7 protein-coding genes and 1 pseudogene are annotated in these 11550 nt (G+C 64.8%); 6 read left to right on the top strand and 2 right to left on the bottom strand.

All coding sequences use genetic code 11. From position 1 onward, the window contains the following. Positions 1 to 197 precede the first annotated feature (197 nt). Positions 198 to 1202 carry an LLM class flavin-dependent oxidoreductase gene (locus tag PW947_RS29695; protein WP_299636251.1) on the top strand — a complete coding sequence of 335 codons (1005 nt, stop codon included), beginning with the start codon at positions 198 to 200 and terminating at the stop codon, positions 1200 to 1202. A gap of 612 nt (positions 1203 to 1814) precedes the next feature. Here the strand turns inward: PW947_RS29695 and PW947_RS29690 are convergent. Beyond that, positions 1815 to 2900: pseudogene (locus tag PW947_RS29690) on the bottom strand (alpha/beta hydrolase); the annotation flags it as partial. 486 nt (positions 2901 to 3386) lie between these two features. Here PW947_RS29690 and glgC point away from each other — a divergent pair. The 5 genes from glgC (at position 3387) to PW947_RS29665 (ending at position 9416) form a co-directional block, all read left to right on the top strand. Further along, entirely contained in the window at positions 3387 to 4664 is a 1278-nt protein-coding gene (gene glgC, locus PW947_RS29685) for a glucose-1-phosphate adenylyltransferase (RefSeq protein ID WP_299636249.1), read from the top strand. 69 nt (positions 4665 to 4733) lie between these two features. Then, positions 4734 to 6197 carry a glycogen synthase GlgA gene (gene glgA, locus PW947_RS29680; protein ID WP_299636247.1) on the top strand — a complete coding sequence of 488 codons (1464 nt, stop codon included), beginning with the start codon at positions 4734 to 4736 and terminating at the stop codon, positions 6195 to 6197. A gap of 212 nt (positions 6198 to 6409) precedes the next feature. Beyond that, positions 6410 to 7279, top strand: coding sequence for a pyridoxal kinase PdxY (gene pdxY / locus PW947_RS29675; RefSeq protein ID WP_299636246.1), 870 nt, complete (start codon positions 6410 to 6412; stop codon positions 7277 to 7279). Between the two features lie 184 nt (positions 7280 to 7463). Next, positions 7464 to 7925 (top strand): hypothetical protein, encoded by a 462-nt coding sequence (locus PW947_RS29670; RefSeq protein WP_299636244.1) that lies wholly within the window; start codon positions 7464 to 7466, stop codon positions 7923 to 7925. Positions 7926 to 8264: 339 nt separating this feature from the next. Then, the gene (locus PW947_RS29665; protein ID WP_299636242.1) at positions 8265 to 9416 is read left to right on the top strand and encodes a branched-chain amino acid ABC transporter substrate-binding protein; all 1152 of its coding nucleotides are present in this window, start codon (positions 8265 to 8267) and stop codon (positions 9414 to 9416) included. A 91-nt stretch (positions 9417 to 9507) separates the two neighbouring features. Here PW947_RS29665 and PW947_RS29660 read toward each other — a convergent pair whose 3' ends face one another. Further along, positions 9508 to 11412 (bottom strand): DUF3857 domain-containing protein, encoded by a 1905-nt coding sequence (locus PW947_RS29660; RefSeq protein WP_299636241.1) that lies wholly within the window; start codon positions 11410 to 11412, stop codon positions 9508 to 9510. Between the last annotated feature and the right edge of the window lie 138 nt (positions 11413 to 11550).

Below are 11550 nucleotides of genomic sequence, written 5' to 3'. Positions count from 1 at the left end.
GGCCGCCCGCGCGGGTTTTAAACATGGCGCGGTGGCGTGCCGGAAAAAGACCCTACGGCGGTCTCCGCTTTCGGTGCGTCGTCAGCACAAACCCGCCCGCTCGGTCACAATCCAGCATCGACGCTGACGGCGCACCGGCGCGAAAGCGCCCGCTCGCGGCATCACAAACACGACAGACTCTGCACCACACGACCCTTATGATCCCCTTCTCAGTCCTGGACCTCGCCCCCATCCCGGTCGGCGCCACCGCCGCCGACGCGTTCCACCATTCGCTCGACCTCGCGCAGCACGCGGAGAAGTGGCAGTACCGCCGCTTCTGGCTCGCCGAACATCACAACATGACCGGCATCGCCAGCGCCGCGACGTCGGTGGTGATCGGCTATGTCGCGGGCGGCACGAAGACGATTCGCGTCGGTTCGGGCGGCGTGATGCTGCCCAATCACGCACCGCTGGTGATCGCCGAACAGTTCGGCACGCTCGCGTCGCTCTATCCCGGCCGTATCGATCTGGGTCTCGGCCGCGCGCCCGGCACCGATCAAACCACGGCCCGCGCGCTGCGCCGCGATCTGCAAGGCAGCGCCGATTCCTTCCCCGACGATGTCGTCGAACTGCAGCGCTTTTTCGCCGATCCGGTTGCCGGTCAGCGCGTGCGGGCCGTGCCCGGCGCGGGCCTTCATGTGCCGCTCTGGCTGCTCGGCTCGTCGCTGTTCAGCGCGCAGCTCGCCGCCGCGCTCGGCTTGCCGTTCGCGTTCGCGTCGCACTTCGCGCCGGATCACATGCTGACCGCGCTGCGACTTTACCGCTCGCAATTCCGCCCGTCGGCGACGCTCGACAAACCGTACGCGATGGTCGGCGTGAATCTGTTCGCGGCGGAAACGAATCACGAAGCCGCGCGCCTGTTCACATCGTTGCAACAGCAGTTCATCAACCTGCGACGCGGCACGCCGGGTCAGTTGCAAGCGCCCGTCGAGCGCATCGAAGCGTCCGACATGGAACTGAACAACGTCGCGCATTCGCTCGCGTATTCGGTGGTCGGCGACCGCGAAACGGTCCGCGAAGGCTTGCGGTCGATCATCGACGAAACCGGCGCCGACGAACTGATGCTCACCGCGCAAATCTACGACCACGCGGCCCGCCTGCGCTCGTTCGAAATCGCCGCTGAGGTGCGTGACGAACTCGCGTCGGCGAAAGCGTCGGCCTGACGGTCGGATTCGGGCACGCGGATCGCGGTTAAGCGGGCAGATGAAAAAAGCCGGCGCATTGGTTGCGCCGGCTTTTTTTCGTCGTGGAGGATTTGGGCTTAGCGGTTCGCTTGCGTGGTGCTTAGTGCCCCCCCCCCCCCCCCCCCCCCCCCCTCCCCCCCCCCCCCCCCCCCGTGGGTGACTCGACGCTCACCTTTGGCCCCCCCCCTCTCCCTCCCCCCCTCCCCTCTTCTCCCTCCCCCCTCCGCCGGCGTGTCCTGTGTCCTGGCGGCGCGTTGCTTCGGTTCCCCGCCGTTCGTCCCGGATTGTCCGCCCCGTTCTCGCCCCCCGGCATCCCCCTTGAGTGCGCCGGCGCCGCCCGGCCTTTTGGCGTTGTCGCCCTCGGCGGTCGTCCGGCTCTCCGGCGCCGTCTCGCCGCGGGTCCGGCGTCGCCCGCGGCGGGTCGGGTGGTCGGTCTGGCGGTCGGTGGATCCCCCTTTCGGCGGTTGCGCCGGCTCCGGCCGGCCGCGCTCGTGATGCCCCCCCCCCCCCCGCCCCCCCGCGGCCTCGTGTTTCCGTGCGCCCCGCCCCCCCCCGCGTCCCCCCCTCCTTCCCCCCCCGCGCCTTAACGCCGCGGTCCGCCGGCCCGAGCGCCGCCAACCCCTCCAGCAACGCCTTATGAAACGCCTGCGGATCCTGCATCTGCGGCGCATGGCCCGCGTCCGGGAATTCCACCAGCGTCGCATGCGGAATCGCCTTCGCGGCCGCCCGGCCCAACTCCGGATAGTGACCGATCTTCGCGCGCACCTCGGGCGACGCCGCATCTTTTCCGATCGCGGTGGTGTCCTTCTGGCCGATCATCAGCAGCGTCGACATCGACAGTTGACCGAGTTCGTAGACGACCGGTTGCGTGTAAATCATGTCGTACAGCAGCGCCGAATTCCACGCGACGATCTGCTTGCCCGGCCCACGATACATGCCCGCCAGCATCTGCACCCACGGCTCGTAATCGGCACGCCAATGACCGGCGTAATACGTGGACTGCTCGTAGCGGCGAATGCCGTCGGCGGTGGTTTTCAACTCGCGCGCATACCATTGATCGACCGACAGCGACGGCACGCCCTTCGCCTTCCAGTCTTCCAGACCGATCGGATTCACCAGCACCAGTTGCTGCGTATCCTGCGGGTACATCAGCGCGTAGCGCACCGCCAGCATCCCGCCCGTCGAATGACCGATCATCGTCGCACGCGTCACGCCCAGCGACGCGAGCAGCGCATGCGTATTGCGCGCCAGTTGCTGAAACGTGTACTGGTAATGCTCGGGCTTGCTCGACTTGCAAAACCCGATCTGATCCGGCGCGATCACGCGATAACCGGCGTCGGCGAGACGCTGGATCGTCGGGCCCCAGGTCGCGGCGCAGAAGTTCTTGCCGTGCAGCAGCACCGCCGTCCGGCCGTTCGGATGCACCGGCGCGACGTCGAGAAAAGCCATATGCAGCGGCACGCCTTGCGACGTGAACGTGAACTGCCCGACCGGCGCCGGATAATCGAAGCCTTGCAGTTCCGGCCCGTAAGCGGGACCGTCGTTATCGGCCGACGCGCTCGCGGACGAACCTGCCGCAGAACCGGGATCCGCCGCTTCTGCGGCATACACGGCGCCCGACACCGCGAGCGAGATCGCCGCGCACAACGAAAGCAGAACCTGACTACGGACATTCATAACGGCGTGTCTTCCCTTGGATAAAAAGGCTTGAGTCGGGCGTCGATCGGCAGCTTCCATACACATGACGCACGACGGTGCGCGACGGTGCGCGACGCCCCAGCGCGGCGCGCTCGCGCCTCGCATCGGCACAACGGTCGCCGATTCTACGTCGCGTCTCGCGAATTCGCAGTGCCGCCGACGCGATCCGCACCCGTTAACGTTACGGCACATTAATTGCTATCGAATAACGGTGCACTATGCGTCGTGCCGCACGGACAACGCAATTGCGGATGGCGATCTTCACATCGTCGTCCACACGCGCGTGCTCGCAATCCACAGTACGCGTTAGCGACGAATCGGTGCTAGAACTACCAGACAGAGCCACGCATCTCACTGGCGTTGCGCGCGTTTTCACGCGGGCATTGCGGATGCCGGGGCCGGCTGCCAAAGACCAGATCCATCTCAGCAGAACCATCCGGGGCATACAACCAGAGGGAGACAAATATGGAAACGCCGGCACGCCTGAACGATCTGCAACGCACCACGCTCGCCATCGTGCTGGCGGGCGGCCGGGGCACCCGCCTCGGCGCGCTGACCAACAAACGCGTCAAACCTGCCGTCCACTTCGGCGGGAAATACCGGATCATCGATTTCGCGCTATCGAACTGCCTGAACTCGGGCATCCGGCGCATCGCGGTCGTCACGCAGTACAAGGCGCATTCGCTGCTGCGTCACCTGCAACGCGGCTGGGGTTTCCTGCGCGGCGAATTCAACGAATTCATCGACCTGTGGCCGGCGCAACAGCGCGTGGAAGGCGCGCACTGGTATCGCGGCACGGCCGACGCCGTGTTCCAGAACCTCGACATCATCCGTTCGATCCGCCCCAAATACGTGGTCGTGCTGGCGGGCGACCATATCTACAAGATGGATTACACGCGGATGGTCGCGGACCACGCGGAAAGCGGCGCCGATTGCACGGTCGGATGCATCGAGGTGCCGCGCATGGAAGCCACTGCGTTCGGCGTGATGCATGTGGATGAAAACCGTCGCGTGACGGGTTTCGTCGAGAAACCCGCCGACCCGCCCGCGATGCCGGGCCGCCCCGATATCGCGCTCGCGAGCATGGGCATCTACGTGTTCGACGCGGAATATCTGTACTCGCTGCTCGAAGAAAACATCTCCAGCGAAGCGACGGATCACGATTTCGGCAAGGACATCCTGCCGCGCGTGGTCCTTAAGGGCAACGCGATCGCGCATCCGTTCAGCATGTCCTGTGTGTCGTCGGACCCGAACGTCGAGCCGTACTGGCGCGACGTCGGCACCATCGATGCGTATTGGGCGGCCAACCTCGATCTCGCGTCGACCATCCCGACGCTCGACCTGTACGACCGCAACTGGCCGATCTGGACGCATCAGGAACAGTTGCCGCCCGCCAAGTTCGTGCGCGACATGAACGGCCTGCAAGGCACAGGCACCAACCTGATCGTCTGCGGCGGCTGCGTGATCACAGGCTCGCAGATCTCGCGTTCGGTGCTGTCGTCGAATGTCCTCGTGCAGTCGTTCTGTAACATCAATGAGGCAGTCTTGTTGCCGCAGGTGACGGTCGGCGCGAGTTGCCGGTTGAAACGGGTGGTGATCGATCGCGGCTGCACGATTCCGGACGGCATGGTGATCGGCGAAGACCCGGTCGCCGACGGCGAACGCTTCTATCGCACCGAGTCCGGCATCGTGCTGGTGACGCCGGACGCGTTGCGACGCATCGCCGGCGAGACCGCGCGCTAGGTCCGCGTGGCCCGTCGACCGCATGCGCCCGACACATCCGAAGTCAAACCGAACCGACAACCCGAGCCTATGACGATTCGCGCCCTGCACGTCGCAAGCGAGCTGTATCCCCTTCTGAAAACGGGCGGTCTCGCCGACGTCGCGGGCGCGTTGCCGCCCGCGCTGATCGAGCGCGGCGCGGACGTGCGCGTGCTGCTGCCCGGCTTTCCAGCCGTGCTTGCAGGGCTGACGGACATGAAGGAAGTCGCGCGCATCGGTCAACGCTTCGGCGCCGCGCACGTGACGCTCGAACAGGGCAAGCTGGGCGCCAACGGGCTGATCGTCTACGTGATCCGCGCGGATTCGCTGTATGAACGCGCGGGCAATCCGTACCTCGACGCGGAGCATGTGCCGTACGGCGACAACGGACAGCGTTTCGCGCTGCTCGGCTGGGTGGCCGCGCAACTCGCGCAGCAACTCGACCCGGCCTGGACGCCGCACATCGTCCACGCGCACGACTGGCATGCAGGACTCGCGCCCGCCTATCTGAAAGCCGCCGAACGCGCACAAGGCCGCGCGCTCGCGAATACCGTCTTCACGATTCACAACCTCGCCTATCAGGGCGTTTTCCCGGCGCAACTGTTCGATCAACTCGAACTGCCGCCCGACTTCTTCGACATGCACGGCGTCGAGTTCTACGGCCAGTTGTCGTTTCTCAAGGCCGGGCTGTACTACAGCGACCGCATCACGACCGTGAGCCCGACCTATTCGCGCGAGATCCAGACCATCGCGCAAGGCGGCGGACTCGATGCGCTGCTGCGCACGCGCACGCACGATTTAAGCGGCATTCTGAACGGCGTCGATTACACCGTGTGGAATCCATCGACGGATGCGCTGCTGCCGGACCATTACACCAGCACGCGTCTGTCGGGCAAGAATGCATGCAAGGCGGCGCTGCAAAAGCGCTTTGGACTTGCGCAGCAAAGCGACGCGCTGCTGTTCGGCGTCGTCAGCCGTCTGACCGAGCAGAAAGGCCTCGACCTGCTGCTCGCCGCGACGCCCGAGATCGTCAGGCGCGGCGGGCAGCTGGTGGTGTTCGGTACCGGCGACCCCGCAATCGAACACGGTTTGCAACGGGTCGCGCAATCGCATCCGGAATCCGTCGCGGTCGAACTCGGCTTCGACGAAGGTCTCGCCCATGCGATCGTCGCCGGCAGCGACGTGATCGCGGTGCCGTCGCGTTTCGAGCCTTGCGGGCTCACGCAGCTGTACGCGCTCGCGTATGGCTCGCTGCCGCTGGTGCATTGCGTCGGCGGTCTCGCGGATACCGTCGTCGATGCGTCGCTCGAGAATCTCGCCGACGACCTGACCACCGGCTTCGTGTTCAATCATTTCGATCCGCATTCGCTGGCGCTCGCGATCCGTCGCGCATTCGCGCTGTACGGACGCCGCAGCGAATGGAAAGCCACCATGCGTCGCGCGATGCGGCAGGACTTCGGCTGGGGCGCGTCGGCGGACCGCTATCTGACGCTGTATCGCGAACTCGCGCCGTAAGCGCAGCGGCGGGCCCGCACGGCGGTTTCGGCTTGCGTCGCGCGCGATCGCGTCGCAAGTGATGGCGTCACGCAACACTCCGGGGCCGGATCAAATCGGCGGGCTAAAAACTCAGGTATTGTCTTCTGCATACGCATCCGGCCCATTCAGACCGAGCGATCCTTTTATCCCGACGCCACGCGGCGCGTGCAGCGGCACCGGTCCGGAACATCATGAAAAACGTACTGAGCATCCAGTCCCATGTCGTATTCGGGCACGCCGGCAATAGCGCCGCGGAGTTCCCGATGCGGCGTCTCGGCGTCAACGTCTGGCCGCTCAACACGGTGCAATTCTCGAATCACACGCAGTACGGCCACTGGACCGGCAGCGCGATCGACGCAGCGCAGATGGTCGATCTGGTCGACGGTATCGGCGCAATCGGCATGCTGCCGCGTTGCGACGCGGTGCTCTCGGGCTATCTCGGCACGCCGGAGCAGGCGCAGGCCGTCGTCGATATCGTCACGGCCGTGAAGGCCGCCAATCCGCGCGCGTGGTACTTCTGCGACCCGGTAATGGGCACGGCGACCGCGGGCGGCTGCCACGTCGAACCCGGCGTTCAGGAATTCCTCGTCAACACGATGCCCAGCGTCGCCGACGCGATGGCGCCCAATCACAGCGAACTGCAACGCCTCGTCGGGCGCGAACTCGACACCGTCGAAGACGCGGTCGAGGCGTGCCGCGAAGTGATCCGGCGCGGCCCGAAAGTGATGCTCGTCAAGCATCTGCTGGACCGCAACAGCCCCGCCGACATGTTCAACATGCTGGTCGTCACCGCGCGCGAAGCATGGGTCGGCCAGCGTCCGCTCTATCCGTTCGCGCGGCAACCGGTCGGCGTCGGCGACCTCACCAGCGCCGTTTTCGTCGCGCGCACCTTGCAGGGCGATTCGCTGCGGCCGGCATTCGAGCACACGCTCGCGGCCGTCAACGCCGTCGTCAAGACCACCTGGCAGGCGAACCGCTACGAGCTGGAACTGGTCGCCGCGCAGAACGACATCGCGCAGCCGCGCGAGTGGTTCGATGCATGGGCCGCCGAAACCGTTTGACCGGACCGTTTGCGGACCGTTTGCGCCCGTCTGGACGCAACTGCCGCGGCGTGCGCCTGGCGTTATCGGCGCGACGTCCTATAATGCGTGCCGCATGCGTCGTCGTTGCACTGCCCCACACGCAGTTCGACCGATGACGCCACCGCATTTATCAGGCAATACGGCACAGTCAAACGAGGCACAGATGGACGGTCACATCCGCAGCGAGCGGGAAGAATATTTCGAGCAGTTGTGCATCAGCGTCGATGCGGACGAAGCACACGAACAGGAAGCAATCGAGTACTTCGAGAACCAGTTCGACGAAGCGGATTTCGATCCGGCGCAATGGCTCGATATCGCGTTGTACTACTCGCCGGCCGTGTCGCGCGGCATCGTCGATATGGTTACGGCGGACGATAAATCGCGTAGCAATATCGCGCAGGTGATCGCCGACAATCTCGACATTTCGTACGGCGAAGACGAGTGCCAGCAGTTCGCGGAAACGATCCAGTTCGCGATGAACAACGGCGTTCCGGTCGATCTCGACGTGCTGCTCGACGGTTGCCAGCGCGCCATCGACGACCTCGACACCTGGGCCGAGGAAGGCACCAAGGAACCGTTGCTGCGTCTGCGCGAAGAATTGCTCCGCATGCAGGGCGAGCAATAAAAAGTCTTGCCGCCGGCACGCGTCATCGCGTGCCGGCGTGTTTCAGGCGTGTGCCGTTCTCCGCATTCGCACGCCCGCCGCCGCACCCTCATTGCATCTCGCCGTCTCCCGGCACCCTCCCCGCGTTCCTTTCTCCACGCACTTCCGAGCCTCGGACGGCGCGTCGCGCGCCGCCGCTCCGTGGGTTCGCACCGCTATGCTGAAATGCGCATTCAAAGCGGCGCGAACTGCCAAGACGCGTGCAAATTGGCTTTCTATATTCGCGCCAGGTCGATCGTAAGCAGCGGTCTTTGACGCCGCGTGACGCGATACCGTCTTTTCATCAATGAAGGAGAGATCATGAGTTTTCGCAAGACGCTGCACCCACTCGCGATGATGCTCGGCGTCGCGTTCACGGTCGCGCCGCTGAGCGGTTTCGCCGACGACGCGCCGATCAAGATCGGTTTTGCCGCGCCGATGACAGGTGCGAACGCGGGTTACGGAAAGGATCTGGAAAACGGCGTACGTCTCGCGATCGAGGAAGCGAACGCGCAGAAGATCAAGATCGGCGACAAGGTCGCGCAGTTCGAACTCGTATCCGAGGACGATCAGGCCGATCCGCGCATCGGCGTCCAGGCTGCACAAAAGCTCGTCGATCAAGGCGTATCGGCGGTTGTCGGTCACTTCAATTCGGGCACCACGATTCCCGCATCGCAAATCTATGAGCAGGCCGGCATTCCGGTACTCGACCCGGCCGCGACGAATCCGATCATCACCGGTCGCGGTTTCGCGAACACGTTCATGGTGATTTCGACGGATGCGCAGAACGCGGGTAACGCGGGCGCGTATGCGGTCGATGTCACGAAGGCGAAGCGGATTGCGATCATCGACGACCGCACCGCGTTCGGTCAGGGCGAAGCCGACGAGTTCGAGAAAGCGGTGAAGGCGCATGGCGGAACGATCGTCGCGCGCGAGTACACGGACAATCACGCGGTGGACTTCAGCACGCAGATCACGAAGATCAAGGCGACCAATGCCGATCTGATTTTCTTCGGCGGTCTGGATACGCAGGCAGCGGGCTTCGCGCGCCGGATGAAACAGTTGGGCGTGACGGCGCAACTGGTCGGCGGCGGCGGCGTCGAAGATCCGGATTTCATCAAGCTCGCCGGCGATTCGGCTGAAGGCGTGATGGCCTGGGAATACGGTCGGCCGCTGGCGGAGTTGCCAGGCGGCAAGGGCTTCGAGGAGAAGTTCAAGAAGCGCTTTGGCGTGGATATTCTGTCGTATGCGCCGTTCGGTTACGACGGTGCGTGGGCCGCGATCAAGGCGATGCAACAGGCCAAGTCGTCGAGTCCGGCGGTGTATCGCACGGCCCTCAAGGCCAGCAATTTCGATGGCGTGACCGGCAAGATCTCGTTCGAATCGACGGGCGCACCCAAGAGCGGCGCATCGACCTTGTATCAGGTCAAGGGCGGCGTGTGGGTGCCGATCGTGACCAAGAGCGGAAGCTGATGCGACTCGCGCTGCATTGACAGCGCGTACGCCGGTGTCCGGTTTTCATGCCGGACTGCCGGCGGTTGTTCTGCGTGTTCAGTTGCGTGCTTCAGCGTCCTTTCAGCACGATTTGCGAATCCAGGTCTCGCTCGACCTTCACCAGGCCGTCGCGCATCGCGTCGAAATCGCCGGCGCTGCATGCCTGCTTGCCGAAGCGTGCGGCGAACCGGCGCGTGACCTGCAACACCCGGCTGTGCTCGTCGAACACATATCGCGCCGAGTACGTGAAAAACGGATTCGCTACATCCACATCGCGAGGGAAATCGGTCATCCGCACGTTCGCGGGAAACGTGAACACCGACGCCTCGTCGAACTCGCCGCCTACGCACGTCCAGTCTTGCGTTCTGACCGGCTCCGCGAGCCATCCCGCGACCTGACTCGCAATCCCGCCGCCTAGACTGCTGAAAGCCGGTACGGCCGTCGTGCCGTCTGGCCAGACGAAATGATCGATCGTGCCTTGCATGACCGTCGAGAAATCGCCGTGCGTCGCCCGCACATCGTCGACCGATATGCGTGCGCTGCCGTGCAGGCCCGCCAGCAGCAGACGGCCCGCCGCGATCTGCTGCGCGCGTTGCCGGGTCGCACGACGAAACACGTTGCGTTCGAGTTCGGCGCTGACGCCGCCATCCACGACACGATACGCATACGACGCCGCGCCGTCGGCATTCACATCGAACTGCATGCGCACCGAACGCCGTCGCGCCTGTTCCGCGGGCGTGCGGGCGATCACGCCTTGATCGACCAGCAGCACAGGACGATCCATCACCGACGACGGCAGATAACCGAATGCGACGCCGCCCGCCGTGAGATCGGCGAATTGCGACAGTGAGGGAATCCAGATGATTGCGTGATTGATCGCACTCGTCCCGTAGCCCGGCACCGACGGCAACGTGTAGTACGGACCGAGATTCAGCAGCACCGCCTCGCTGCCGATGCCCACCGCCGCCAGCAACGCGCCGTACAGCGCGACCACGTCCTTGCAATCGCCATAGCGGTTACGCAGGATGTCGGTGGCTTTGTGCGGAATCGCGGCGGTCTCGCCCAGAAACAGCGCGACGTAGCGGATATTGAAGCGCACCCAGTCGTAAAGGATGCGGGCTTTGTCGTGCGGATCGCTGGTGTTTGCCGTCAGCGATTGCGCGAGTTGCACGATCGCAGGGTCGGACATGGTCGGATCGACGGCGGCGCTTCGATAACGCTGCGCGAACGCAGCGTAGTCGGGGACGGTCGAGACCATCAGCCGGTCGCCCCAGTTCGCGTAGCCGGTCGAGCCGGATTCGAGTGCCGCGTACGGGCCATGCCGATAATCGAAGGTATAGCGGGTGCGGCCGTTTTCGGTGACCGGCTCGCGCGCGACGTAGCCGCGCGTATCGGCGTAGAGCGGCACATCGGCGGGCAAATCGAAGATCAGCGTCTGATGCTCGACCGGCACGCGATTCGGTTCGACGAGATACGCGAAGGTGCCCGCCTGCAGCGGCTTGATTCGCGTCTTGCGAAATTCGAGGCGCACGCGCGATCCCACACCGACGCCGGGAAAAATCACGGTACGCAGCACGCCGTCCTGAAATGTAGGCGCACCGGCCGAGCGCGGTTCCTGCACGTCGCGGATACCATCGGGGCTGACCGGATGGACCGCGCCCGACGGGTCGATCGTTTCGGCTTTGACAAGCTGGACCTGCTCGATGTCCTTGTTGAACCACACGTACCGTTGCGCGATGTCGTCGATACCGCTGGCGGTGTTCGCGCGCAGCAGCGCGTCGTCATGCTCCTCGACGGAGCCGTCGCGCTGGATCACGAACAGGTGGGTGTCGCTTTCGAGTGTCGAGGGCGTGGGGTCGTCGATGGAAGCGTCTGTTGCGTGGCTCGCGTGCTGGCAGGCGAGCCATGCGATGCAGAGGGAGATGGCGGTTTTTGACGCTGCCCGGTTGAGTGGTCGGCGGGAGAGGCTTTGCACGGGGTGGGCCTTGGGGTGGGGGCCGGGGTAGGATAGCTCGGTTTTGGGTTGGTTTTGGGTTGGCTTCGCTGGTGTTGGTTTGGTTGTCCCGGTTTCGCGGTGGTTTGCCTGGATCGTCCCTGTGCGGGAGCGGGTGCG

This window comes from Paraburkholderia sp., assembly GCF_028283785.1.
Classification (GTDB): Bacteria; Pseudomonadota; Gammaproteobacteria; order Burkholderiales; family Burkholderiaceae; genus Paraburkholderia.
The sequence above is the reverse complement of the archived record's forward strand: the minus strand, read 5'-3'. Positions and strand labels throughout refer to the sequence as shown.